The organism is Vibrio sp. V15_P4S5T153 (assembly GCF_963874485.1).
Taxonomy (GTDB): Bacteria; Pseudomonadota; Gammaproteobacteria; order Enterobacterales; family Vibrionaceae; genus Vibrio; species Vibrio anguillarum.
This window is the reverse complement of record NZ_CAWNHR010000018.1, coordinates 552,978-579,505: the sequence shown is the minus strand read 5'-3', so window position 1 is coordinate 579,505 and position 26,528 is coordinate 552,978. Positions and strand designations below refer to the sequence as shown.

General features: G+C 45.6%; 17 protein-coding genes. 6 read left to right on the top strand and 11 right to left on the bottom strand.

Annotated features, from left to right (window positions below; genetic code table 11):
• The first annotated feature begins 582 nt into the window (after positions 1–582).
• Positions 583–1,026: a dCMP deaminase family protein gene (locus AACT42_RS17925; RefSeq protein ID WP_010319355.1), complete on the top strand. Its 444-nt coding sequence runs from the start codon at positions 583–585 to the stop codon at positions 1,024–1,026.
• Positions 1,027–1,103: 77 nt separating this feature from the next.
• On the opposite strand, the gene copI is transcribed toward AACT42_RS17925, so the two are convergent.
• From copI to AACT42_RS17895, 6 genes are all read right to left on the bottom strand, one after another.
• Positions 1,104–1,616 (bottom strand): copper-resistant cuproprotein CopI, encoded by a 513-nt coding sequence (copI, locus tag AACT42_RS17920; RefSeq protein ID WP_176429059.1) that lies wholly within the window; start codon positions 1,614–1,616, stop codon positions 1,104–1,106.
• A 76-nt stretch (positions 1,617–1,692) separates the two neighbouring features.
• The gene (locus tag AACT42_RS17915) at positions 1,693–4,821 is read right to left on the bottom strand and encodes an efflux RND transporter permease subunit (protein WP_094133326.1); all 3,129 of its coding nucleotides are present in this window, start codon (positions 4,819–4,821) and stop codon (positions 1,693–1,695) included.
• On the bottom strand, positions 4,818–6,320 hold the full coding sequence (locus AACT42_RS17910) for an efflux RND transporter periplasmic adaptor subunit (RefSeq protein WP_094133327.1): 1,503 nt from the start codon (positions 6,318–6,320) through the stop codon (positions 4,818–4,820). Before AACT42_RS17910 ends, AACT42_RS17915 begins: the two co-directional genes overlap by 4 nt.
• A gap of 9 nt (positions 6,321–6,329) precedes the next feature.
• Positions 6,330–7,778 carry a TolC family protein gene (locus tag AACT42_RS17905; RefSeq protein WP_094133328.1) on the bottom strand — a complete coding sequence of 483 codons (1,449 nt, stop codon included), beginning with the start codon at positions 7,776–7,778 and terminating at the stop codon, positions 6,330–6,332.
• A gap of 82 nt (positions 7,779–7,860) precedes the next feature.
• The gene (locus tag AACT42_RS17900; protein WP_094133329.1) at positions 7,861–8,277 is read right to left on the bottom strand and encodes a hypothetical protein; all 417 of its coding nucleotides are present in this window, start codon (positions 8,275–8,277) and stop codon (positions 7,861–7,863) included.
• A gap of 112 nt (positions 8,278–8,389) precedes the next feature.
• Positions 8,390–11,056 (bottom strand): ATP-binding protein, encoded by a 2,667-nt coding sequence (locus tag AACT42_RS17895; protein WP_094167937.1) that lies wholly within the window; start codon positions 11,054–11,056, stop codon positions 8,390–8,392.
• Positions 11,057–11,571: 515 nt separating this feature from the next.
• Here AACT42_RS17895 and AACT42_RS17890 point away from each other — a divergent pair.
• Positions 11,572–13,014, top strand: a complete 1,443-nt coding sequence (locus AACT42_RS17890) for a glyceraldehyde-3-phosphate dehydrogenase (RefSeq protein ID WP_094134226.1) — start codon at positions 11,572–11,574, stop codon at positions 13,012–13,014.
• 106 nt (positions 13,015–13,120) lie between these two features.
• Here the strand turns inward: AACT42_RS17890 and AACT42_RS17885 are convergent, their stop codons facing one another.
• Together AACT42_RS17885 and hcp are read right to left on the bottom strand one after the other, a co-directional pair.
• Entirely contained in the window at positions 13,121–14,176 is a 1,056-nt protein-coding gene (locus AACT42_RS17885) for a hybrid-cluster NAD(P)-dependent oxidoreductase (protein ID WP_094134227.1), read from the bottom strand.
• Between the two features lie 95 nt (positions 14,177–14,271).
• Positions 14,272–15,933, bottom strand: a complete 1,662-nt coding sequence (gene hcp / locus AACT42_RS17880; RefSeq protein WP_017045073.1) for a hydroxylamine reductase — start codon at positions 15,931–15,933, stop codon at positions 14,272–14,274.
• Positions 15,934–16,263: 330 nt separating this feature from the next.
• Here hcp and AACT42_RS17875 point away from each other — a divergent pair, with 330 nt between their 5' ends.
• Positions 16,264–16,473, top strand: coding sequence for a hypothetical protein (locus AACT42_RS17875; protein WP_094134008.1), 210 nt, complete (start codon positions 16,264–16,266; stop codon positions 16,471–16,473).
• 80 nt (positions 16,474–16,553) lie between these two features.
• Here AACT42_RS17875 and AACT42_RS17870 read toward each other — a convergent pair whose 3' ends face one another.
• Entirely contained in the window at positions 16,554–17,168 is a 615-nt protein-coding gene (locus AACT42_RS17870) for a LysE family translocator (RefSeq protein WP_013868407.1), read from the bottom strand.
• Between the two features lie 191 nt (positions 17,169–17,359).
• Between AACT42_RS17870 and yjeH the strand changes: the two genes are divergently transcribed.
• Positions 17,360–18,637, top strand: coding sequence for an L-methionine/branched-chain amino acid transporter (gene yjeH / locus AACT42_RS17865; RefSeq protein ID WP_094134007.1), 1,278 nt, complete (start codon positions 17,360–17,362; stop codon positions 18,635–18,637).
• A gap of 129 nt (positions 18,638–18,766) precedes the next feature.
• Here yjeH and AACT42_RS17860 read toward each other — a convergent pair whose 3' ends face one another.
• Both AACT42_RS17860 and AACT42_RS17855 read right to left on the bottom strand, forming a co-directional pair.
• Positions 18,767–20,503, bottom strand: coding sequence for a methyl-accepting chemotaxis protein (locus AACT42_RS17860; RefSeq protein ID WP_047688716.1), 1,737 nt, complete (start codon positions 20,501–20,503; stop codon positions 18,767–18,769).
• A gap of 139 nt (positions 20,504–20,642) precedes the next feature.
• Positions 20,643–24,611 carry a response regulator gene (locus tag AACT42_RS17855; protein WP_094134081.1) on the bottom strand — a complete coding sequence of 1,323 codons (3,969 nt, stop codon included), beginning with the start codon at positions 24,609–24,611 and terminating at the stop codon, positions 20,643–20,645.
• Between the two features lie 123 nt (positions 24,612–24,734).
• Here AACT42_RS17855 and AACT42_RS17850 point away from each other — a divergent pair, with 123 nt between their 5' ends.
• Together AACT42_RS17850 and AACT42_RS17845 are read left to right on the top strand one after the other, a co-directional pair.
• The gene (locus AACT42_RS17850; protein ID WP_013868403.1) at positions 24,735–25,829 is read left to right on the top strand and encodes a response regulator; all 1,095 of its coding nucleotides are present in this window, start codon (positions 24,735–24,737) and stop codon (positions 25,827–25,829) included.
• Positions 25,830–25,871: 42 nt separating this feature from the next.
• Positions 25,872–26,321, top strand: a complete 450-nt coding sequence (locus AACT42_RS17845; protein WP_094134080.1) for a GNAT family N-acetyltransferase — start codon at positions 25,872–25,874, stop codon at positions 26,319–26,321.
• Positions 26,322–26,528 lie beyond the last annotated feature (207 nt).

The window sequence follows — 26,528 nt, the reverse complement described above, 5'->3', positions numbered from 1 at the left end:
TCCCGACAGATTTGTGCACTTTTCCTTTGCACCGTCCATTAACTTTCCTTGATAACCATCCTAGTTATTCAGCATCCAGCTAATGTCCTTCGCTATCCTTGCCGATCATCCTTCCTGAATTATCGAATCTTCGTCCTGAAGATGACCTATCCTTGGGTCTTTCCTGTTCCGTGTCCGCTTCCTGCTGACAACTTCAGATTACGGATTTCACTTTTTTCAGCAATCCCCCACCTGTTGTTTTTTCTCTGCCAGAAAGACACAAAATGAAAATTATCATTTAAATTCAAATAATTAAAAAATTTCAATCTCTTTTTATTGCATAGCAAAACGTTAAAGTCTCACGATACGTGTAAGAGATCTCTCACAAACTTAATCCTATAATTGCCTATCGCCGCAGCTAAGATACCCGCACGAAATGAGATAGAGCTCTCACTCTAATACTGATTGGCACGGCTGAATTCTGTTTAGAAATGAGAATTGCTCTAGACTAAGTGTGAGAAAACTAGGATATTAATGTCGATCTTAATCACACATCTCCCTCGCTACTGAGGAAATGCAAGAAAATCGTCAGAGGAACAACACATGATTTCGAAATGGGCACAGCGCTTTTACCAAATGGCAGAACTTGTTGGCTCTTGGAGTAAAGATCCCTCCACGCAAGTCGGCGCAGTGATCACTAAGCAAAATCGCATCGTTTCGGTTGGATTTAACGGTTACCCACATGGTATTTCAGACAGTGCAGGCACCGATGATCGTGATATGAAATACCTCAAAACACTGCATGCTGAGGAAAATGCCATCCTATTCGCCAAGCGTGATTTGGATGGTTGCGAAATTTATGTGACACATTTTCCTTGCCCAAACTGTGCAGCAAAAATCATTCAAACTGGGATTTCCGCAGTACACTGCCCAGAGCAAACAGAAGACTTCTTATCCCGTTGGGGTGATAAGATCAAAGTCAGCCAAGATATGTTTTTACAAGCGGGTGTTAAAGTAAACTGGCTACCGCTTAGTGATTTGAAATAATTAATCAATGGTCAAAAAAACCGCCCTGCCAAATTGGAAGGGCGGTTTTTTCTTTTAACGAGTTAGCGTGACAACTTTTACTGAAGCTGAATTTTCTTAATCATCCCAGCTTCAGCATGGCCGGGTATATTGCAGGCGAACTCAACATTATTATCACCATGGAAGTGCCATAACAGTTGTTTCGCTTTACCCGGTGCCACGGTGACGGCACTGCCACCATCGTGTTTATGATTGCCCATTTGGCGCATCATTTCTCGGTGTTTTAGCTGCTCGGCGGCTGAACCAATCGAAAATTCGTGCTCAATTTTACCTGTGTTCATAACGACAAATTGCACCACATCATCGGGTTCAATATTCACCTCCTTTTTGAAGGTGATTTTCATGTCATCCGAGAGTAAAACATGCACCACTCTATCGGGTTTTGCTCCTTTGGCAGGCATGCCGACTTCTGACATGTCATCCATCGCTATGTTCATCGTGTCCGTTTGCTTCATCGCCATGCTGCCATGATCCATTTTGCTATGATCCATTTCAGCCATGACAGAAGAAGTGAACAACGCCAGTGAAAGTGTGATTAGTGTTTTTTTCATTTTGATTTTCCTTAAATTCATCCAGTTACTATTTATTTTCCGATTGGTGCTTAGTTTTTACTTTGCCAACTGCACGCTATTTGAGTGTTGCGATTTCACGGTTTTTCCATAACTTGAATACCGCAGGTAGAACCAATAATGTGAGCAATAGTGCTGAAGCCATGCCTCCAATCATGGGTGCGGCAATGCGCTGCATTACCTCCGAACCGGTTCCCGTGCCATACATAATCGGGATCAGGCCAATAATAACTGTCAGTACCGTCATCATGACTGGGCGCACGCGCTGTCCTGCTCCTTCGCCAATGGCATTGATGAGATCTTGGCTGTCAATGACCGCACCATTTTCTTGCGCATCAATTTTTTTGTAGTGCCAAGCTTGGTTTAAATAAACGAGCATGATCACGCCAATTTCTACCGCAACACCTGAAAGTGCAATAAAGCCCACTCCCACGGCGATTGAAAAGTTGTAGCCAAGGTAGTGCATCAACCACACGCCACCCACCATCGCCAGCGGCAATGTCGCCATAATGATCAACACTTCTTCGATTCGACGGAAGCTGAAATAGAGTAGCAACATGATGATCGCGATTGTGATCGGCGCGACGACACTCAAACGCGCTTTGGCCCGCTCCATGTATTCATATTGGCCAGACCATACGAGAGAATATCCTGCTGGCAGTTGTAATTGCTCCGCTACCGCTTGTTGCGCCTCTGCCACATATGAACCGAGATCGCGTCCATCAATATCGACAAAGACCCAGCCGTTTGGCCGTGCGTTTTCGGTTTTGATCATCGGCGGGCCGTCTTCGTAGCGAATATCAGCCACATCGGCCAAGACCAAACGTGCACCGTTTTGAGTCACCAAAGGTAAGTTTTGCAGCTTCACTACCGAATCACGGTAATCTTGCGGGTAACGTACATTGATCGGGTAACGCTCTAACCCCTCAATGGTTTCCCCTACATTCATGCCCCCTACTGCGGTTGAAACCACTTGTTGCACATCTTTAATGCTTAGCCCATAGCGCGCCGCTTGTAACCGATTGATATCTATCGTTACATAACGTCCACCAGCCACACGTTCAGCATAAACCGATGCCGTGCCTTGAACGCGGTTAAGGATAGGTTCAAGTTGCGCACCGATGGTTTCAATCTGTTTGAGATCGGGACCCGCTATCTTGATACCAATCGGCGTTTTGATCCCTGTAGCTAACATATCGATGCGTGTTTTGATTGGCATCACCCACGCGTTGGTTAACCCCGGAAATTGCACTAAGCTGTCAAACTCCTTGCGTAGCAATTCTGTGGTTACGCCTTCACGCCATTGATCGCGAGGTTTAAGTTGGATCACCGTTTCAATCATGGTTAAGGGCGCGGGATCGGTTGCGGTTTCTGCACGCCCCATTTTGCCCCACACGGTTTTGACCTCTGGTACGGTTTTGATGAGTTTATTGGTTTGCTGCAATAGCTCACGCGCCTTACCAATCGAGATCCCCGGATAGGTTGTCGGCATGTACATGAGATCGCCTTCATCTAATGGCGGAATAAACTCACTGCCTAATTTGCTCATTGGGTAATAAGCGGAAGCCATTAATGCCAAAGCCAATACAATCATGCTTTTGGGATAACGCAAACTCAGGTTGAGTAGCGGACGATAAAGTGCCACAAGCCCCTTATTAACTGGATTTTTATGCTCGGAAATAATATTGCCACGCACAAAATAGCCCATAAGAACAGGGACGAGCGTGATCGCTAAACCTGCCGCAGCGGCCATGGCATAGGTTTTAGTGAACGCCAATGGCGAGAACATCTTACCTTCTTGGCCTTCGAGTGCGAAGACAGGCACAAAACTTAACGTAATGATAAGTAGTGAAAAAAACAGCGGCGCGCCGACTTCTTCAGCGGCTTTACCAATCACCTGCCAGCGATTTTTGCCGGTCAGTGGGGTGCGTTCAATATGTTTATGCACATTTTCGATCATCACAATCGCCCCATCGACCATAGCACCGATAGCAATGGCGATCCCCCCAAGTGACATGATATTGGCGTTGATGCCTTGCCAGTGCATCACAATAAACGCCGACAAAATGCCCACAGGCAAACTCAAAGCAATCACTAATGATGAGCGGATATGGAATAAAAACAGCGCACACACGACCGCAACGACAATGAACTCTTCTGCTAGCTTATGCCAAAGATTTTCAACGGCTTGATTGATCAAGGTTGAACGATCATAAGTGGCAACAATTTCGACACCTTCCGGTAAGCTGCGTTGGAGATCAGTCAATTTCGCTTTGACGTCATCAATCACTTGGCTAGCATTTTCACCAAAACGCATCACGATCACACCTCCAACCGCTTCTCCTTCACCGTTAAACTCAGAAATACCACGACGCATTTGTGGGCCAAGGTTAATATCCGCCACATCACCTAACAATAATGGCGTTCCTTTGTCGGTCACTTTCAGTGGTAGCGCTTTAATGTCATCAATACTGGTCAGATAGCCACTGGTGCGTACCATGTGTTCGGCTTCCGCAACCTCAATCACTGACGCTCCCGACTCTTGGTTACCATTTTGGATCGCCGCATTGATTTGTTGCAAAGTCAGGTTATAAGCGCGTAGCTTTGCCGGATCAATTTGCACTTGATACTGCTTAACCATGCCGCCAACGGTAGCCACTTCGGAGACACCATTCACCGTTTGCAGCTCGTACTTCAAAAACCAATCTTGCAAACTGCGTAACTGCGCAAGATCGTGTTGGCCGGTTTTATCTTGCAGTACATAACTGTAGATCCAGCCAACCCCCGTCGCATCCGGCCCCAAGGTTGGTTTGGCATTGGGTGGCAGTTTTGGCGTCACTTGGCTTAGATATTCCAATACCCGCGAGCGAGCCCAATACATATCGGTTTTATCATCAAAGATGATGTAGACGTAGGAATCACCGAAGAATGAATAGCCACGGACCGTTTCTGCCCCCGGAACGGCAAGCATCGCCGTTGTGAGCGGATAAGTGACCTGATCTTCCACTACCTGCGGAGCTTGGCCGGGATAGTTGGTTTTGATGATCACTTGCACATCTGAGAGATCCGGTAAAGCATCAACAGGCGTGTTCTTTACACTGTAAAGTCCGCCCAAAGTGAGAAACAGAGCCGCCACCAACACCAAAAAACGGTTATTGATCGACCAACGAATAATCGCACCAATCATTGTTGACCTCCTAACGTTTCTGCGGCGGTAATGTTCGTCTCACTACTTGCCTGCTCACTCGCTTCCAGTGCTTTTAGTACATATTCGTCACCCTGCTTTGCCACTAGAAATCGAACCGTTTGCCCTTCAGCAAATAAGCTGAGATCCAACGCCTCGTCGACCGTGAAATTGATCTGACCTGCTTGCCAACCCCATTTGCTTACTGGTTTGTAATTGAGAGTGATCATCCCAAAATCTGCCATCAATGTGCTGACATCACCCGTTAACCAAGCTTCATTGGCAGCTTCCACCCCATTAATACGTGATAAATCAGCGCTTTGGCTCGACTCTGAATCTAATAGGAAATGCGCCGACGTGACGACCGTATCTTGCTCTGTTAACCCTTGTAAAACTTCAAGGCGTTCGCCTGCTTCGCGGCCAACTTCAACCCTTGCTGAACGGTATTTGCCATTTCCTTTAGCAAGTACGACGCGCGTCATGCCGCCCGAATGAATAACTGCTGATTTAGGAATGGTGAGCACCGCTTGTTGCGATACGGGCTGCAACGCGATATTGGCGAACATGTTAGGCTTCAACTCACCCTTCGGATTGAGAAATTTCAAACGCATACGCAGCGTTCGGGTTTTCGGATCCAAAATGGGATAGACGTAATCTATCTTCCCTTGCCACTCCTTGCCGGGAAGAGCATCCAGTGTCATTGACGCTAAACTACCCGACGTAATCCAATGTGCTTGGCGCTCAAATACCTCAGCATCAACCCACACTTCGTTTAAAGGGCCTGCGCTTATCACTGCTTGCGCTGGCGATAAGTAACCCCCTTCGCGAATATTCAAACTCGCAATCACCCCATCAGCAATGGCTTTGACCTCTATCGATTGAGTGGCTTTGCCTCGAGCAATAATCTGTCTGATCTGTTCACGATCAACCCCCAGTGAAACCAAACGCTCGGTTGCGCCTTTCAGTAAACTTTCACGGCTGGCTCGGTGAGCATTTAACAGCTCCTCCTGCGCTTTAACCAGCTCCGGTGAGTAGAGCGTAAATAAGACATCGCCTTTACGAACCTGCTCTCCAACCGCATTAATGTTCAGTTTTTCAACCCAACCGGCAACGCGAACGTTCGTTTGCCACAATAAACTGTCATCAAATGCAATGTAGCCCACTGTCTCAATACGTGGAGATAACTGCGCAAACACCACGGGTTCCGTTTTCACACCCAAGTTATTTTCGACCGCAGCACTGATGGTCACCGTGCCACTCTTCTCTTGTGCTTGCGTCGGCGATTCGGTGTACACAGGGATGAGGTCCATCCCCATCGGTGACTTGCCCGGTTTATCACGTTTATAGTTTGGGTCCATCGGCGCAACCCAATACAGCGGTTCAGACATCGCATTGGTTGAGTTCATTGCCTCCATACCATGACCAGACAGGTATTGATTGATACTAAACCCCAGTAATCCACCTATCGCTAAGGAAAATACGGCTATGTTTAATGATTTCATTGAGTTCTCCTACTTTTCTACAGGCGTAAGTGTTTCTAAAGAGGTAAGTTTTTCTACAGACGTAAATATTTCTACAGACGTAAGTGAAGGCGCACTAACTTGAAAATCGAACCCATTTAACAGATAAGCGAGGTTACTTTTGGTTAGATTTAAATCGGTCATTAGGCGCATTTGTTCTAATTGCAGCGCTAGTTCATCGCTGGCGGCACTGACGACATCATTAAACTGGGAGGTATTGTTTTCATAGCCTCTCTCAACCGCTTGAGTGCGGGCTTTCGCTTGCTTTAGTAAGGTGGTTTGATAGCGCGCTAAACGCTGTTCGAGGTTCGTTTTATCAACCAATAAGGCATTCACTTTGGCGTTCATCTGCGCCAATAGAACATCACGCTGTGATTTAGCCGCGACCACTTGATATTGCGCCGCAGCGTGGTTTCTATCTTGGCGGCTCCCCGTAAACAGCGGGATATCCATGGTGAGATAAGCACTAACCATATCGGCTGCGGGTCCGCCTTGCATACTGCTTGCTTGGCGATAGGCGTACATCACTTCCACACCAAACTGAGGTTGATAGGCCGTTTGTGCTATTTCGACTTGCGTTTGGTTGGTGTGAATTGCCGTTTCTGCCATGCCGACCATCGGGTGAGTGACCAACAAAGCGTAGTGAGTGGTGCTGTCGTTAACCGTAGCCAATTGCGCATCTAAACGGGACCAGTTCACTGACTCTTCAGCGGTTAACATAGGCTGTTCAACCAACCAAGCGCTACCTAACCATTCGGATAATTGCGACACAATGCGTTGCTGCATTTGTTGATTGGCTTGTAATTTTTCGTCCAACTTGAAAACTTGTAACTGCGCTTGCAGCAGATCTTGCGCTTCGCTTTTACCTAATGAATAGTTCGTTTCAATAAAACCAGCCAGCTCACGCATTAAGGTTTGGTTTGCCCGCACAATACGTTCAGCGCGTTGTTGGTAGCCTAACTCTAACCATAATTGAGTCATGCTGTTTGCCACTTCCAACTCACGTAAATCAACCTGAAGCGCAACGCCACTGGCTTGTTGCTTTGCTTTTTTCGCTTGTAATGCCAAGCTTGAACCCCGTTCAAACTGCTGCATTAAGCCCACAGAAATGTTAGTCATAGGATCTTCATCAAACTTAAAACTATCAATGGGCAAACCACCAAAGCCAACTTTGATCTTAGGATCCATTAGGGTTGAACTGGCAATTCCAGTTTCTTGTATTGCTTGAGATTGAGCAAAATATTGCTTGCGGACGGCATCATTCGATAATGCAGCGTCAATCAGCTGAGCTAATTGTTTTGCATGCGAATCTGGCTGAGCCATCGCGGCTTGTGGGGCTGCATTCACCATCAAGGGGAATGACAAAACGCCCACTATACTGATCGACCAAGCGATCACAGAGAGTTTAAGGTTCACAATAAAATTCCATCTTTCATGCATCGCAAAAGGTTGAGATGCAACAGAGAGTCACGCACCTAGTTAAAGGCCGCACAAACACACCATAGGCGTAATGAAAGGGAAATTAAGCGATAGGGGGACGGTAAAGTGAGCGGGCGACCGTCACAATACCACGCGTTGCTTCTGCATTGATCAACAATAAAACCGCGTGAGGTGTGAAGGGTTCGTGTTCAGTGATAAAGAAAGCTAACGTGGTCATGCACATGACGCTGCAACAGGAATCAACACCTTGGCCGCTGTGATCGATACAATCGTTACTCATCGCTGATGAAATCATATCACTTGCATCGGAATCATGGTGCGCAGCGTTCATATTTGAGCAGTGTTGCGGCGGGTTTGCATCGTCAGTCACTGAATGGGATACAGCCGAAATCGGTGACATTGTGATCGCCATTAAAGGTGCGCTAGACACTAAGCTTGAAGCAAGCAGCGTCATCATCACCAACATGGAAACCCAAATTGTATGCAGCGAAAGTTGCATATCCAATATCACTATCTGACTGAAAACTCCCACAGACTAAAGCTTGCCCTAGGGGTAAGGTCAATTAATTTAAATTTCGAAAATCGATAAAAATAGCGATTAGGCTATCTTCTCAAGAGTTCGCCACTTGCAGATCGCTAAAAATATCAAAAAGTTGCTTGGATTTATAAGGTTTGGGCAAGTACGCATCCATGCCCGCGTCAAAGCAGCTTTTAATATCCTCCTCCAAAACGCTGGCGGTTAAGGCGATAATAGGCAATTTTTCAACGCCTTGCTCTTTTTCCCATTCGCGGATTTTCTTCGTCGCGGTTAAGCCATCCATCACTGGCATCATGCAGTCCATTAACACCGCAGCAAAATGTCCCCCTTGGGTGATGGCATCTACCGCTTCTTGCCCGTTGTTGGCCACCACATAACCAATCCCTGCTTTTTCAAGGAAGAAGCTGGCGATTTTTTGGTTCATCAAATTGTCTTCAACGATCAAAATACGCTTATGATTGCACTCTAAGTAGTCTAACTGACTCTCCTCGACTGGCGTTAAAAGCGTTTCTGTATCGGCCACTAATGCTTTGAGGGCACGTTCAAAACGCGTCCCTAAAAAAGGCAACGTGATACTTGCCTGCGCAATATGAATTGCGTCTTTGTTGACGAACAAGTGATGCTGCAGAACCACTATTTTTGCACTGGAAAAATGCTCACGCAGCGCAATGAGATCCGATTGCACGCTGTGGCTTAAGCTTTGGCAATATAAAATACATACGGCGCTAAGCCCACTCTTGACTGCTTGTTCAACATCACGCGCTTCATTGAGTTGAATCCCCCATTGAACGCATTCACGTCGAATAGCGGATGAGTAGTTAGACATATTGGTAATTAACAACGCCTGCGTGGCAAGAGGCTCAACTTGCGGCTGATCTTCGGCAACCTCAATCGGGACGACAAATTCAAAGCAGCTACCTAAGCCTTTAGTGGACTGTACATGAATGTCACCCTGCATCAGATCGACTAATTGACGGCAGATAGCCAACCCTAACCCAGTCCCACCAAAGCGACGGGTAATACTGCTATCTTCTTGAATAAATGGATCAAAAATCGTGTTCAACATCTCTTTATCGATGCCACTTCCCGTATCGGATACAGCAAAACGTATCGAGATTATATCGCCCGTTTCTAAGGTTAAACCCGTGTTGACATAACCATCTTTGGTAAATTTCACCGCATTGGACAACAAGTTCATCAAGACCTGCTTCAGACGATATTCATCCGCGATGATAAAACGAGGTAATGCAGGGTCGAGATAAATATTAAGCTCAATATGCTGGCTCAACGCTTTCGCGTTCACCAAGTTCACCGTGTCGTATACCAATTCAGCGAGTTCAAAGCGATGTGGAGCAAGCTCCAAGTTGCCTGATTCAATTTTAGATAAATCGAGAATATCGTTAATCAAGATCAGCAACGCTTGCGAAGAGGTATCAATATCGGCCAGGATTTCACGCTCATTCCCCGTAAACTCGCTGCGTGACAATATTTCAGTCATACCGATGATTCCATTAAGAGGCGTTCGGATCTCATGCGACATATTGGCTAAGAACGCGCTTTTGGCTCGATTAGCGGCAATTGCCGCTTCCTTTGTTTCCACCAAAGCACTCTCGTACTGTTGCTGTTTCTCAATAATATGGTTGAGATTGATCGTAAAACGGGAAAACTCATCTTTGCCATCAATCGGGATCTGTTCAATGCCGTTCTGCTTTTCACGCAATCGACTCATGGTATTGATGATCCGCTTGAGCTTTGACGAGATGCGAGATGAGGTACTTGCTCCTAGTACAAACAGCAGCGCCAACACGGCCAACAGCAATGCCGATATACTTAACATACTCATTTTTTCTTGTTGGAGACGCACATTCAGTTGAGCCGATAAGTGTTGGTTGACACTTTGCACCAGTTTATCTATCGCCAAGTAACGCTCTTCCACATTTTTGACATAAGAAGCTAATGCTTGAGGATCCGCTTCATTACTAACGATTTTTTCGCGAATCAAAGCGGCTTGGCGAAATTCAGGTTGCGTAAACAACTGCACCAGTTGTTCGAGTTGAGCACCGTTATCAATGATACGTTCGAAGTATTGTTGCTGGCGCTCAACAGCTTGAAAGTATTCTGTTTGTCGAGATTGAAACACCTCTTGATCCATGGTTAATTCTTTGATTAACCACGCCTCTTTTTGCACCCAAAATGCAAACCAATGCAGGTCGCTATACACCAGATCCAAGGTATGGATATCAACAGGCGCAAGAAAACTGTTGGTTTTTTGCAGATCGGCCATCACTTCATACAAAAGATTAAATACTTGGCGGCCTAATTCTAGGGTCTCGCTTTGTGAGGCCGACGGCAACTCATCCAACAAATGGTGAAGGTCAAGCACACGGTTTTCTATCAATGTACGGTTACTTTTACTCCCAAAATGACTATTTGTAGAACCTGTATCCAGCACAATTTTATCCAGCGATTCTGCTAGCTCCTGCTTGAGCTGCGGCCGAGAGTCCTCGCTATTTTCGCTGCGCAGCTGCGCACTGAGCAAGGTATAAAAAAGGGCTGAACTGGTGGTGACCTGATTGATTGCTCCAATCTTTTGGTTCAACACATGGTATGTGTCTAAACGGCTTTCAAATGGGAGGAATAGACGCCATGCCACAGCCAGAATAACCAGTGTTGGTATGAGGCAGAGTAAGAACAACCGTGCCTTAATTGAGAAGTGGGTAAGTATTACCATTGTTATCATCCTTGGAAGTAATACATCCTAGCCAATGGTTAAATAGTAGACGTTATTTTATGCGTCTGCGCTCTTATTAAGATAAAACCAGCGCAGTAACGAAAGCATTGCGCGTCACGATTCATCCAATAAGCGTGATGGTGAATTAGCCGAAAACTCACCACATTTTAAGATAACAATTTGAATCTAATCTCATTTTTATGAAAAAGAAAAACCATTCCACATCAAATATTTGAAACAGACCATTATCATCACAAAATAAGTCGCGACTTTAGAATTTGTCAATATCTCTAACCACTGCCAAAAACCACTCAATACGCTGATTTTTACCTAGTTTTCAGTAAAAAATGTCGTCATTATTTTTGCTAGCAGAATAACCATTCCACATTTACAATCCGGCCACATAAAAACAACAATAAACATCGACTTGTATCTCAGCACAGATGACCGTGCAAGATACGCGTTCACCAGCCCTACACTGTGAACATTACTGCTTAACATAACGTGAAAGGTCCCAAGTCAATATGAGCCCAGAGAAACATCTCTCAGACTGGCAAGCCAGCCAAACGATTGCTGAATCTATGTCTCCCCTCATCGGTCAGCTTTATCGCCAACAAGGTGTTGAAGTGGTTTTATTTGGAAAAACACTCATCAACGCCACCACCATTGATATCATCAAAGCACATCGAGTTGTCCGTCGCTACACGGGCGAGGCGCTTTCAACCCAGCAAACGATGCCGATTTTACAAAAGTTGACCACGCTTGCTCTATCGCCATGTCGTATCGACATTGGCCAACTTGCTCATCAATTTTGGCAACAACATGATGATGAACATGGCCTTGAGGATTACCTGCTAACGGCGCTTAATGGTGCGTTGAATGGTGAAACACTCAGTGAGCCTAAGGATGTGGTGCTGTACGGTTTTGGTCGTATTGGTCGCTTGCTGACTCGTCTTTTGATAGAAAAAAGTGGCCCGGGCTATCCACTGCGCTTGCGAGCGATTGTCGTTCGTGGGGGTAAAGCTGGAGATTTAGAAAAACGGGCAAGCTTGCTACGCCGTGACTCAGTTCATGGCCAGTTTAACGGCAGCATCATCATCGATGAGGCTCGCAAGGCCATTATTGCCAACGGCAATTATATCCAAATCATCTACGCCAATAAGCCACAAGAGGTTGATTATTCACACTATGGTATTCATAACGCGTTAGTGGTCGACAATACTGGTGTTTGGCGTGATAGCGAAGGGCTTAGTCAACACTTGGACTGTCAAGGGGCAAGCAAGGTGCTGCTGACAGCACCCGGCAAAGGTGAGATTAAAAATATCGTGTTCGGCGTAAACCACGCCGATATTCAGCCCGAAGACACCATTATCTCAGCCGCCAGTTGCACCACCAACGCTATCACACCAGTATTGAAAGCGATTCATGATCAATATGGTGTACTTTCTGGCCATATCGAAACGGTGCACTCTTTTACCAATGACCAAAACCTTATCGACAATTTCCATTCAGGTGAACGACGTGGCCGCAGCGCATCGCTCAACATGGTGTTAACCTCAACGGGTGCCGCCAAAGCGGTTGCCAAAGCGTTACCTGAACTCGCGGGTAAGTTAACCGGTAATGCGATTCGTGTCCCCACGCCAAACGTGTCGATGGCCGTGGCTAACCTCAACTTAGCCAATGCAGTGAATAAGCAAGATCTTAACGCGTATTTACGTGAAATGGCGCTTAGCTCGCCACTTTCAGCGCAAATTGATTACACCGACTCAACAGAAATTGTCTCCAGTGATTTGGTTGGCTCTCGCCATGCTGGCGTGGTTGATGGCGCAGCGACGATCGCTCAAGACAACCGTTGCGTGCTCTACATTTGGTATGACAATGAATTTGGCTACAGCGGCCAAGTTGTACATTGTATGGAGCAGATGATGGGCGTTCGTTACCGAACTTTCCCAGCTATAGCCCAGTAAACGGCTTAATATTGTTTTTATCTCCACAACATAATAATAGTGAGTGTTTATCTCACCTCCCCCTGCTTGCCGCCTTTTGATATAAGGCGGCTTTTTTATGAAGTGATCAGTTCAATGAGATTTCAACGTCCGAAACTAATCTGCTTGAACACGCTAAGGCATAGCCTTGTTCAATCTCTTGTGCACTCAATGTTTCGGTGCTCAAACGCTCGACCATACCCACCTTCACTTTGCATTTGCACGATCCGCATATCCCACTTCGGCAAGCCGCAATCATTGGTACGTTACCTTTCTCTAACGCATCGAGCAGTAAACTGCCCTTTTTCACGGTCACGGATGATGCAAACGCTGGCGTGCTGACTGTCACCTCCTGAGGCTCAATCTCGTCTTGATCTGAGCTCTCTTGTTTGTGGTGGCTCACTTCGCTTTCATACACTGATGGAGTAAAACTCTCTTCAAAGAAGTGTGCCATATCAAAATTAAGCTGTTGTAGGTAGCTTTTAACATCTTGCATAAAACCAACGGGACCGCACAGATACACACTGCGCTCGGCAATATCAGGGCACAATCGGACCAACCAAGCCTGACTCAGCCGCCCTTGTTGATGCGAGCTGCCCTTCGTCTCTTTGAGCAGAAGTTTTAAATGAAACTGCGGATAACATTGTGCCAGTTGTTGCAGCTCTGCGTAATAAATGGTGTCGGAAACACTTTTGGCGACATGAATAAAATCGATCTCAATGTCGCCTTGTCGCAGCCATTGTTGCGCCATAGCCATCACAGGGGTAACACCACAACCCGCACTGATCAGTGTCACTTTTCGTTTCGGCGCGCAATCTACACTGTTAAATGCACCCTGCGGTTGTAGCACCGAGACTGTATCGCCAACACTCAATGCATCGACAATATGGTTTGAAACCTTTCCGCCTACTACTCGTTTAACCGTAAAGCGCAGAAAGTTTTGCTGTGGCATTGAACTGATGGAGTAAGCACGAAACGCCACGCCTTCTGGTAATTCAAAGCCTAAAGTTGCAAATTGACCCGGTTTAAAATGAAAGGCGCTCTCTTCTTTCGAGGCCAGTTCAAAACTGACGCTTTCCTCGGTTTCTGCCCATTTTTGGCGGCAACTTAATTCAAGCACATCTTGGTAAGCCCAAGCTGACATACCCATCCCTCATACAATACTTTTTTCAAATCATGCTTTATTCAAACATCTTAAGCGGCATTAGGCTCTGAACACGCAGAGCCTAATGCTGACGATTACGCAGCCAAAATTGTTTTTAAATCATTCTCAGCAGTAGTAATTCCTCGTAGATCGAACTCTTGTTGCAAAATCTTCATCAAGTTTTCGGTGAGGAATGCTGGTGCGGTTGGGCCGGTATAAATTCCTTTCACACCTAACGCGAGTAGCGTCAGTAGAATAACAATCGCCTTTTGTTCAAACCAAGAAAGAACCAATGTCAGTGGGAGATCATTCACACCACAATCAAACTCACTGGCCAGTGCGAGTGCCAGTTGAATCGCTGAATACGCATCGTTACATTGGCCAACATCTAATAGACGCGGTATGCCATTGATGTCACCAAACTGATTTTTATTGAAGCGGAATTTGCCACACGCCAACGTTAAAATGAGGCTATCTTCCGGCGCTTGCGTCGTGAAATCAGTGTAGTAACTGCGTTCAGATTTATCACCATCACAACCTCCTACAAGGAAGAAGTGTTTGATGTGGCCCTGTTTGACTTGTTCAATCACGGCTGGCGCGGCCGCCATCAATGCATTACGACCAAAACCAACCGTAATATGTTGCTCTATTTCATCGTGTTTAAAACCGGGCTGGGCTAACGCGCACTCGATCACTTCACTGAAATCGTCACCTTCAACGTGTGCCACACCCGGCCAGCCGACAATACTGCGGGTAAATAGGCGGTCGGCATACTGCCCTACATTCGGGTTGAGCAAGCAGTTTGATGTCATCACGATTGCACCGGGGAAGTTAGCAAACTCTTTTTGCTGATTTTGCCAAGCACTACCATAGTTGCCCACAAGATGCGGATATTTCTTTAGCTGCGGGTAAGCGTGAGCAGGCAACATCTCACCATTGGTATAGACATTAATGCCTTTACCCTGAGTCTGTTGCAGAATTTTTTCCAGATCATGCAAGTCATGGCCTGAAACCAAGATGCACTTACCCGCCACCGTTTTCACATTGACGCTCGTAGGTTCAGGGTGGCCAAAGGTTTCGGTTTCACCCGTATCTAACATCTCCATAATGCGGTAATTGACCATACCAATTTGCATTGCCGTATCGAGTAACGCTTGCAGGTCAGTTGGATCAGTGCCAAGCCAAGCCATAATTTGGTGGTATTCAGCGTACACGGCTTGATCACTTTGGCCTAAAACGCGAGCATGTTCTAAGTAAGCCGCCGCACCCTTTAACCCATATAAACAAAGCAAACGCAAGCCAATCACATCTTCATGTAGGCTTTCACGCCCACGGTTAACGGCTGCTATCGGTGCGAATGCTAACAACGCTTCTTTGGTTTGTGGTAACTCAAATCTCGCAGCGGCCGACAACTCTGGCAATTCAAATCCGATAAGTACCGCAGCCGCTCTCACGTTTTCTTCCAAACGTTGACGGTACTGCGTGGAGTCTTGAACGAGTTCAAGGATACGTTCAGGATCGAAATTGACATTGGTTAACGTGGCAAAGAAGGCTCTGGGAGCCCATTGATCAATTTCTTGATCGATCACACCACACGCTCGACCTAAATTGGCCCAAAAAGAGACGCCCTGTAATGAATACACTAATACATCTTGTAAGTCTGAAACTTCAGCCGTTTTACCGCACATGCCTTGAGAGTAGGCACAACCTTTTGCCACAGGGGTTTGAATGGTTTGTTCACATTGAATACAGAACATTATTTTAGCTCCAGTTATTTGAGGCGTGTCGATCACGCTTATTATCCGAAGCCTTTAGGGCATAATACATGCCAACATATAACCACTTGTTTTTAAAAAGAATAAATAAAAAACCATACAACAACAATGTCAATTTGACTGCCAAAAAATAACAAACAAAGACACCAAGGTGTCAAAATGACTAAAAATTTGAACCGTCTGTCAGAGTCCCAATATTATTGGGGGAATGAACATCGTCCATACAACTCCAAAAAATTAGAGACACAACATTCATGTTGGATTCATCTTGGCTGCGTTAACCTAGCTTCAATTCAGAAAGAGGTACAGGTTATGAATAGATTTATTGTGACTACATTTGCGCTGGTTGTAGGGTTTTTCGCGTTGATGCTGAGCTTGCTGCTCGCCATTCCTCTCGCTATTGCAGCGATCATCACTGGCAAACGTATAGAAAAGCAGCTCAAGCGCCACACCTTTACGTCAAAAAGCGGCTACGTTATTGAAGGTGAATATGAAGAAAAAGCTCAAGCACACTATCGATGAAAACCCTATTCGCCCTCTTTCATTGGCACGGCGAAACTCATTAGAAGCGGGAGGCATTTCCTCCCGTTTTTTGGTATTAGCTAAAGAGTCATGACGACACGGATGGCAAGCGCAATCAGTACTACGCCCGACAAACGGTCAATCAATACGGCACGCGCGCGCAGTTTATCGAGTAATATCGGGCTAGAAAGAATTAAGGTGATGAACGTATACCAAAGTCCATCCACTAAAAATGGTGTTAACACAATAATAGCTTTGCTACTCAGTTCGTTGCCGATGGCGACAAATTGACTGAATAACGCGATGAAAAATAGCGCAATTTTAGGACTAAGCAGAGAAATCAATAATCCCTCTTTAGCCGACTGCCACACACTGACTGTCTCACCCGATTCTAATTTAGCCGCCACGCCCCCTTTTGAACGTAATGCATTGATACCCAAATAGGCCAAATACAACGCGCCTGCATAGCCTACTGTCTTAAACAGTAAGGGGGATTGATGCAGTACAACCGCTAAGCCAATTAAGGTAATGAAGGCATAGACACCAATACCAAATGCGTGCGCCCACGCCGTTGCAAACCCATTTTTACGCCCACCAGCGAGGCTATGTTTGGCCACCATCGCTAGGCTTGGCCCTGGCGACATCGCGCCTAAAATACAAATGGTAAATAGTGATAACCAAACGGTGAATGTCATGGATTTCTCGCTGTTGTTTCGGTGATTTAAGGTAATGACGATAACGAAATGACTCGCATAACGCTACCTGAATGTGGCACTGCCCAAACGGCCTGATGTTGCAGGTTAGCCGTTGCACCCAATGGGCATAGGCAAACTGAGATAGATGCATATTATTTCGCTTCAGCGTATGCTAACCGCCAGAACGATATTTGGGAACGGAAGCCGTGAATAAGTTAAAACAAGAGATCACCTTGCTGTCTGGTATTGGACAACTTTCCACCACTTTAATGGGAACAGGGTTATTTATGATCCCAGCGATTGCCGCTGGTATTGCAGGTGAGCTCTCACTGTGGGCATGGCTACTGCTGTTTGTGGCGATTTGCCCGATTGCACTGACGTTTGCCGCTCTGGGTAAGCGTTACCCTAACGCCGGCGGAACCGCCTACTTTGTCCGCCAAGCTTTTAACGCTAAGTTGGAACGCTCGGTTGCTTGGCTTTTTGTCAGCGTGATCCCTGTCGGCGTTCCGGCCGCTGTCGCATTGGCGGCAGGCTTTGCTCAACAACTCCTCCCTGCGCCACTCAACTCGGCGATGATGGCGCAAGTATTAACCGTACTGTTGCTGATTGCGGTCAATTTGGCGGGCACCAAATCTTCCGGGCAGTTACAAACCGTTATTGCGCTGAGCATTTTCGTATTAGTTGGTGCTTTTTTCTGGATAGGCGATGTTGGCGCTGCAGATTTAGCCATGCCCGCACTCAGCACGGACAGTATTTGGCCGATTGGCGCCGCACTCGGAGTGATGTTCTGGTGTTTCGTCGGGATTGAAGCGTTCGCTCATATGGGAGAAGAGTTTAAAAACCCACAGCGCGATTTTCCGATCGCGATCATTGTCGGCTGCTTTGTGGCTGGAATCACCTATTGGGCATGCTCGGTGGTCATCCTTAAATTTGGTGCGTATGGCAGCGCAGAATTTGATAGCACCTCCATTCCCTGGCTGAGCGAACAAATTTTTGGTAGCAGTTTGGCAACGGTGATAAGCCTTATCGGCTTTTTTGCATGCTTTGCGAGCATCAATTTATACACGCAAAGCTTATCTCGCATGGTGTGGGCACAAGCAAGGCAATATCGACCAGAAAGCGCAATCGCCAGAATTTCAATCCGCGGCGTCCCAGCCAATGCAACCATTGCTGTTGGAGTTGTATTAATGGCTTCTTGCCTGCTTGGTGAATGGTCTGGTCTTAATCTGGAATTTTTCCTAAAACTTGCGAATGGAATCTTTGTCTTAGTTTATCTGTTAGCGATGTTCGCCGCTTATAAATTGCTCAGTGGCATCAACAAACTGTTGGCGGCGATTTCGTTGATCCTCTGCACTGCGGTATTTATCTGCTTAGGCTGGTCAATGCTGTATGCTCTGACTATCTTCATTTTGCTCTCTTTACCTTGGCAACGTTTGGCAAGAAAAAGTCAGCCGAAGCAAGAGCTTTAACTTATCGCTTACCTTGCGGTATTGCCGTGACCACTTAAGTGGGCATAATTCTGCAAATAAAAAATTTTGCCAAAATAAAAGGCTCTCAGTATAGAGAGCCTAAAAAATAGCAAGGAGAGGATATTAAATTTAAGTGCGGATGTGCTTAATCGCGCTATTTAACTCATCGACATTACGTTGCAAATCAACAACGACAGGCCCGAGTTGATTGATGGCAACGTTCATATCACCCGAAAGGGCTTTAATGTTACTGAGATTGCTGGAAATTTCGTCGCTCACAGCCAATTGCTCTTCTGTCGCAGCCGATATCGACGTATTCAATTTATGGATCTCAATCGCCGATCCTTGGATGGTACCAAGCGCTTCGTTCGCCACCGACATATTAGAGCGCGTTGACTGCATTTTATCAGCACTCACCCGGATCGTTTTGGTCGATTGTTCTGCTTTCTCTTGCAGCATCGAAATCATGCTCTCGATCTCACCCGTCGATTGTTGAGTTCGTTGGGCAAGTGAGCGTACTTCATCCGCTACCACCGCAAAACCGCGACCTTGCTCACCCGCACGAGCAGCCTCTATCGCCGCGTTCAACGCCAGTAGGTTGGTTTGTTCAGCAATCGCTTTAATCACATCAAGCACATTACCAACGTTATTAGACTCATTCGCAAGTTGCTGGATGATCTCGGATGTTTTGGTAAATTCACCCTCTAATTCACCGAATTCATGGGTCGTTTTATCAAAGACCTGTTTACTGGTACTGGCTTCTTTTTCCGCGCTGCCCGCATACTCTTCTGCCATGGTGGTGCTTTCCGCCACGCTAGAGAGCGCCGATGTCATCTCTTCCATCGCCGTCGCCGCCATTTCAAGTTCTTGATTTTGCTGATTCGCCACTTTGACGTTTTGTTTGGTGACATCGCTTATCGTTTCAGAGATGGCCGAAATGGTGTGGTTTACCTGGTTTATTTTGCTAATGGTGGTGGCATAACTACCAAGCACCTTATTAATGGTGCCGCCGATTATACCCAGTTCGTTGTGACTGTTATCGTCAACTCGCAAAGTCAAATCAGAATTTTTGTCTACTTGTTGTAGCAATTTAGCCATGGTATCAATCGGCTTCACTACTTTTCGGTTAACAATGGCATACCCAATAATGGCAATAATAAAAACACTAATTAAGGAGATATTTCCAACCAATACCGTACTTTTTACTTTCTGCGCCGCATCCATGAATTGTTTATTGGTTCGATTTTCTAATTCAATAAAGAACTTATCGATCGGAGCCATGATTTTGGCTTTCTCTTGATGGTATTCATTACTGTGTAAGAGAGAAATCGCCATATTACGGTCTGGCTCTTTTCTAACGGTGTAGTTGCCATTGCTATCAGGATAAAGCCCCTTAACAGCATTCATCGCTTTGACTTCCATGTTCACTAAGCCATCTGAATTAGCTTGAGCTTCTTTGAGCAAACTAAACTCTTGCTGAGTAAAACCAAGATCCGTCATCATTTGGTTGAGAGAGATATTCTTACCGTCTGCTTTAGGCTTTTGTCCATATTGCAGCACAAGGTCCCAATATATCGTGTGGTAGTTCTGCGGGCGAGGTTTCTTACCATTACGAATATCAAGAATATCCATGTACATTTTTTCGTATTTTTCATCGCCACTGACCACATAAGTCCGGCCTAACCGAGTTAAGTCATCAGAGCTTTGACGAAGCTCATCGGCCGCTTGGTAAGATTGATAACGAACTTGAGCCATATTATCAACTTGTTGCATCAGCCCATTGAGCTGCAATACCGTCACAACACTAATGACAATACCAATACCGATGACAGCAAACACGAGCTTCATGGTGTTGTTGATATTCATAAAAGTATCCTTCTTCATTTATCAACGAAATTATTTCTGTTTATTCATTATTATTATTGCTTTTAGCATAGGATGAGAATGGCCAAAATGTCGAATTTTACGCCACAATTATTGCATCAATTTTAAGCACCATCATACTTCAACTTATTTTTTCAGTCGGTACTGGCAACTGAGCCAATACCTCTTTAGCCGCTTCAAAATCAAAATCTTCAATCGCATGCATCAAACTTTTCTTTTGCTCGTCAGACCATAAATTGCATTGTTTAATTTGGTGGATCATATGAATCGCATCAGCATCGTAGTTTTCAACACATTGCACTAATTGTTGGTAGAGCAACGCAATATCACGGTGCTCTTGCTGCGGATGTAATTGTGTCTGCTCCCAATCTCTTAGCTCATCCAACAAAGTAGACATCAACTTTGATACCGTGTTGAGATCTTGAATGGCGGGTTTCGTATGTCGCTGCACAACCCCTTCCATCTCGTTGGCTAGCTGCGCAATAGGCTCAATCCCTAGATTAGCCGCTGAACCTTTTAGGGTGTGCATCACTCGCTCTGCCTCTTCCCACAGCCCCTTATCAATCAATTTAGGGAATGCGGCTATTTCTTGCTGCTGGCTGGCAAGGAAGTGATCCAATATTTCAAAGTATCGCTGCGCATTGCCACCAATTCGGAAAATCGCTTGCTCCACATCAATACCCGTCAATTCTGGGTAGCCAGTGCTCGGTTTCACTTGATTCGGTAATACCGTAGAGGGTACTGGCGTGGTTTCATCCGCCTTTAAATATTTGCGTAGTACGTGGTACAAGCGCTGTACATCAATTGGCTTCGCCACATGATCATTCATACCTACATTTAAACAGTGCTCGACATCTGAAGACATCGCATTGGCGGTCATTGCAACAATCGGTAGCGTTTTCCACTCCTCATGTTGGCGGATCTCTTTCGTCGCACTGATACCATCCATAATGGGCATCTGCATATCCATCAGCACTAAATCAAAAGCTTCTTGCTGCAATTTCGTCAAAGCTTCTTGTCCATTATTAGCAAGAACAATGCTCAATTGAGTACTTTCTAACAGGCCGAAAGCCACCTCTTGGTTCACTTCGTTATCTTCTACCAAAAGTACTTTTTGCCCAATAAATGTTGGCCTTGTATCATGATCAAGATACTCATGGCTCTGCCTTAATTGCTCGATGCCGTAGCTGTCCATAATGGCATCAAGGAGATTTGATGGGTTCACAGGTTTCACAATCAAGGCATCGACTAATTTACTGTTTTCTCCCACCAAGGAAATTTCTCGGCCGTAAGCCGTAACGAGGAATCGTTTAGTGTTATCAAAAACACCCAATGGTTTCATTCTCTGCAGCAACTCTATGCCATTCATACCCGGCATATTCCAATCAATAAACAGCATATCAAAATGCGTATTGCGAATTTCATCTAGCGCCTCAAAACCGTTACTGACTGACTTCGCTTCAAAATGCATCGCATTGAGCAACGTCATTAAAATATTGCGTGCCGAGTCATTATCATCGACTACCAACGCACGTTTGCCTGCTAGAGCGCTGAGTGGCTTAGCGATATCGCGCATTTTGGCTTCTTGCAGCCCACACTCAACCGTGAATTCAAAGGTGGATCCTGACCCTTCTTCACTGTGAACTTGAATGTCGCCCCCCATCAATCCGACTAGCTGTTTACTGATGCTAAGCCCCAAGCCCGTGCCTCCATATTGGCGAGTAATGCTATTATCAGCTTGAGAAAATGCAGAGAATAGAGTGGCTACGTTAGATTCAGCAATGCCAATACCTGTATCAGAAACGGTAAACTTCAAGGTCACGTTGGCGTCGCTTTGCCCCACGACTCGCGCCGAAACGATGATCTCCCCTTGTTCGGTAAATTTCACCGCATTGCCACATAAGTTAACGAGAACTTGCCCCAAACGCAGCGGGTCGCCCACCAAGCCCACTGGAATGTGTGGGTCGATATCTAATAAAAACTCGATGTTTTTCTCTTGGGCTTTTAGCGAAATTAAGGTGGTGAGGTTATCCAATACCTCATCAAGGCTAAAATCAATGTGCTCAACATTCAGCTTGCCCGCCTCTATTTTGGAAAAATCCAAAATGTCGTTAATGATGCCAAGCAAGTTTTTCGCCGATTCATTGATCCGTGAAATGTATTTTTGTTGCGTAGGATTGAGCTCGGTGTTGAGCGCCAAATGTGCCATGCCCAAAATGGCATTCATTGGTGTACGGATCTCGTGGCTCATGTTCGCAAGGAAATCGCCTTTGGCTTGGCTCATGGCATCCGCGGTCTCTTTAGCTTCTCTTAACTGCTCTTCCATCTGCTTGCGATCGGTTAAATCAAGCAAAATTCCGACAATTCCAGAGACTTCACCGCGATTATTTTGGAAAGAAGCTTCGTATACCAACATCTCTCTTTTGTGGTGTGAAGCGTCATAGAGAGACAATTCGTAATCTTGCGAAGACTGCTCCTCTCCAAGCCTTTTATGTACTTGGGCAAAAATGGTCGCCGTTTCATTTTGAAAGATATCTTGCGGCGATTTACCGATAATTTGCTCGGCCGACAGGCCAACTAAATCCATAAACTTAGCGTTAATGGTGAGATACGTACCCGAGGCCGACAAGCAATACATGGGGTTCGGCGTCGCATCGAGGATCTCTTGATTCAGTTGAGATTGTTCGAGTACTTTCTGCTCGGCTCGTCGCTGAATTTCAATGTTTTGGCTCAATTGAATACTGACCGATAAGTCATCCAACATTTGCGATAACCACTGGAATTGCAAACTCGACAACGACCCGATAGTACCCAGCTCTAGTAAAGCGACAGGATGCTGATTGACGTGCAGCGGCAAATAATACACTTCGTTAATAACTAACTTGCCACCGTTAAATTCAATGTGACAGTTGCCATCGAGTGCTTTCATCGCATAGGGCTGACCGCTGAGCAACACGCTAAGCTGCGTCGAGGATGGATCGGTGTATTCTCTGGCCGAATGCTCACCATAACCCACTCCAGCCACTCGTTTTAATACGCCCTCTTGATAGATGTACATGCCAACCATTTCCAAAGGAAATTGATGCAGTAAGAATTGCGTAACTTCATTACACAAACGGTCCGTAGAATCGTTTTTGCGCAGGATGATATTGAAATCTTTAAGTAAAGTATTTTGGCTAAGCTGCTCAGCGATATGATGAAACACCACATTCAAACTGTCGATAAAATGTTGCAGCTCTGCATAGGCGGTTTGAGTGATGGTAAACGCGTAATCTTCCCGTTTGACTTGAGTCACAACCGTTTTGAGTAGCTGACTTAACGGATTGATGTAAAGACGCCACAGCAGAACAAAGGAGGCGATGATCACGCTGAGTAAGGTTAATACTAACGCCAAGCTTATCCATTCATAACGCAGCGCTTCGCTATCGGCACGTTGGATGTTTTGCTCCATGCGTTGCATGATCGATTGATGCGCAGAACCAATCGCCTGCATAATTTTCGCCTTTTCCGCGAAGTATTGGTCACCATAGAGAATAGCCCGAGCCAATTCCAGATCCGGCTCACCTGTGTCGACAAATTCGCCTTGGCTATTCTTTTTCCATCCTTTGATGGCCATGAAGGCTTCTCTTTCGAGTGACACCAGTGAATCAGACAACATAAGCGCATTTTTGAGCTCCAAAAACTCCACCGATTCAATGCCCGAAAGACGCATTCTATCGAGTAACGAAGGGTTGTCTGGTGCGCCACCCAGTGAGCGGGCAAGTAGTTTGTTTTGTGCAACGACATCCCAAAATTCGTACTCATTCCCTTTCGGTAACGGCACAGAACCATTTCTGACGCTCAGCACATAATTAAAAAGGTTGAGCCACTTTTCATCGCCAGTCGAAGCGTAGGCTCGGGCAAATTTGGTTAAGTGATCTGAGCTCTGCTTCAACTCTTGTGACAGACGATAGAAACGGTAAAGTTCGTCGTTCAGTTGTCGGCTCTCAGTTCTCAGAGCGGCCACTTTGTCTGTGACACTAAACATCGCAATGGAACATAATCCCATAGCAATAAATAAAACGGTGAATAAAGTTCGGATGGATCGCATGTGAAGCGCCTTCTTAATAATTTTCTCACTCTACTAACGCTGAGATTAGCTATAGTTATTGATAAGTTTAGACTTAAACCCAACCTTCGCCGCTCAATTGCTATTTTTTATTAGGAAAGACTCATGCCCATCGAAAACTTGGACAATTGTACCGTGTTAATCGTCGATGATTCGCCAGATAACCTTGCATTTATGTCTCAGGGGTTGGCTAACCGATATCATGTCAAGGCCGCTAAATCAGGCCCGATGGCGCTCAGTATCTTAGACAAGTTTTCTATTGACCTAGTGTTACTCGATATTGTGATGCCGGAAATGTCAGGTTTTGAAGTCATACAAAAGATCATGGCAAACCCTAACACCCAAGACATCCCTGTGATTTTTCTGACCGCAAAAGATAACCCTGAAGATCAAAAACTGGGGTTTGAGTTAGGTGCGGTTGACTATGTATACAAACCCGTAAGCGTACCGTTGCTAAGAGCCAGAGTAGATACTCACCTGCAAAACAAAATTTCAAAAGACATACTGAAAAACCAAAATGGCTACTTGGAAAAAGAGGTGATCAAACGTTCAAATGAATTGGATAAAATGCAAGACGCGGTCGTGTATGCTCTCGCCAGCCTCGCTGAAACCAGAGACCCGGATACGGGTAACCATATCCTGCGAACACAACATTACGTCAAAGCGTTAGCCGAGCAACTGGCTAAGCTGCCGAAATATCAACAAAAGCTAACGCCGAATGTTATTAATACCTACTTTAAAGCCGCCCCTTTACACGATATTGGTAAAGTGGGCATCGCCGATAACATACTATTAAAACCAGGAAAACTGGACAGTGATGAGTTTGAGATCATGAAAGGCCATGCCAGCTTAGGGCTACGTGCGCTAGAAAAAGCGGAAAAGATGTCAGGCGCGAAAAATGACCTTATCGATATGGCGAAAGAGATCGCCCATGGGCACCATGAAAAATGGGATGGCTCTGGCTATCCTAACGGTTTACAAGGTGATGCTATACCGCTCAGCGCACGGTTAATGGCTGTCGCTGATGTTTATGACGCTCTGATTTGCCGACGCATCTATAAGGAGCCGATGCCTCACGCCGATGCGAAAGGGATTATTTTGGACGGAAGAGGAAGCCATTTTGACCCAGAAGTCATTGATGCCTTCTTGGCAATAGAAGAGCGCTTTATTTCGATTGCCCATGAATACGCAGACGATTGATATCTTGGTAAGCAACGTATTATTAAACAAAAAGATAAACGTATGAGAGTAACCTTTCGCCCCGCAAGTGACAGCGATTATCAATTTGCTTTTGATCTAAAAAAAGTCGCAGAAATGGATGGTATTACGGCGATATTTGGCTGGGATGAAGAGTTGCAGCAAGTGCTGCATCGCCAAGAATGGCATTCTGGTCTACCAACGATCATCTGCGCTGATGGCCAACCGATTGGCACTTATTTACTGCAGAGCAAGCATGAAACTCTCTACTTCTCGCGCTTTTTTATTCTGCCAGATTTTCAAAACAGAGGGGTGGGTAGCCAAGTGTTACAACTGGTCGTCAACCAAGCCAATCTGACTCAATACCCATGTAAGCTCTGTTATTTGCAAGGTAGCCCCGTCGGTGCTTTGTATCAGCGATTTGGGTTTACGCACTACCAAATGGACGATGAGTTTTCTCATATGCATTTCATTCCAACGCCCAAAGGCCAATAGCTCAGTACCCTTTGTGCTATCTTGAATTAAGGTTAGCGATCGGCAAACAGCCTACGCGGCGAGAAAATAAGCTTCATCATTAACGCCAGCCCACCTGTAGCACAACAAAATGGTTACATTTGTTTATTCATATTCATTACTTATTGAATAAAATGCGTGAGCAATCTCTGATTAATGTCGTTTCATTTATAGGGTAAATGGTTGTGT

Coding starts and splice junctions, on each gene's coding strand:
- AACT42_RS17925 (WP_010319355.1), top strand. CDS start 583: ATGATTTCGAAATGGGCACAGCGCTTTTACCAAATGGCAGAACTTGTT.
- copI (WP_176429059.1), bottom strand. CDS start 1,616: ATGAAAAAAACACTAATCACACTTTCACTGGCGTTGTTCACTTCTTCT.
- AACT42_RS17915 (WP_094133326.1), bottom strand. CDS start 4,821: ATGATTGGTGCGATTATTCGTTGGTCGATCAATAACCGTTTTTTGGTG.
- AACT42_RS17910 (WP_094133327.1), bottom strand. CDS start 6,320: ATGAAATCATTAAACATAGCCGTATTTTCCTTAGCGATAGGTGGATTA.
- AACT42_RS17905 (WP_094133328.1), bottom strand. CDS start 7,778: ATGCATGAAAGATGGAATTTTATTGTGAACCTTAAACTCTCTGTGATC.
- AACT42_RS17900 (WP_094133329.1), bottom strand. CDS start 8,277: ATGCAACTTTCGCTGCATACAATTTGGGTTTCCATGTTGGTGATGATG.
- AACT42_RS17895 (WP_094167937.1), bottom strand. CDS start 11,056: ATGATAACAATGGTAATACTTACCCACTTCTCAATTAAGGCACGGTTG.
- AACT42_RS17890 (WP_094134226.1), top strand. CDS start 11,572: ATGAGCCCAGAGAAACATCTCTCAGACTGGCAAGCCAGCCAAACGATT.
- AACT42_RS17885 (WP_094134227.1), bottom strand. CDS start 14,176: ATGTCAGCTTGGGCTTACCAAGATGTGCTTGAATTAAGTTGCCGCCAA.
- hcp (WP_017045073.1), bottom strand. CDS start 15,933: ATGTTCTGTATTCAATGTGAACAAACCATTCAAACCCCTGTGGCAAAA.
- AACT42_RS17875 (WP_094134008.1), top strand. CDS start 16,264: ATGAATAGATTTATTGTGACTACATTTGCGCTGGTTGTAGGGTTTTTC.
- AACT42_RS17870 (WP_013868407.1), bottom strand. CDS start 17,168: ATGACATTCACCGTTTGGTTATCACTATTTACCATTTGTATTTTAGGC.
- AACT42_RS17860 (WP_047688716.1), bottom strand. CDS start 20,503: ATGAATATCAACAACACCATGAAGCTCGTGTTTGCTGTCATCGGTATT.
- AACT42_RS17855 (WP_094134081.1), bottom strand. CDS start 24,611: ATGCGATCCATCCGAACTTTATTCACCGTTTTATTTATTGCTATGGGA.
- AACT42_RS17850 (WP_013868403.1), top strand. CDS start 24,735: ATGCCCATCGAAAACTTGGACAATTGTACCGTGTTAATCGTCGATGAT.
- AACT42_RS17845 (WP_094134080.1), top strand. CDS start 25,872: ATGAGAGTAACCTTTCGCCCCGCAAGTGACAGCGATTATCAATTTGCT.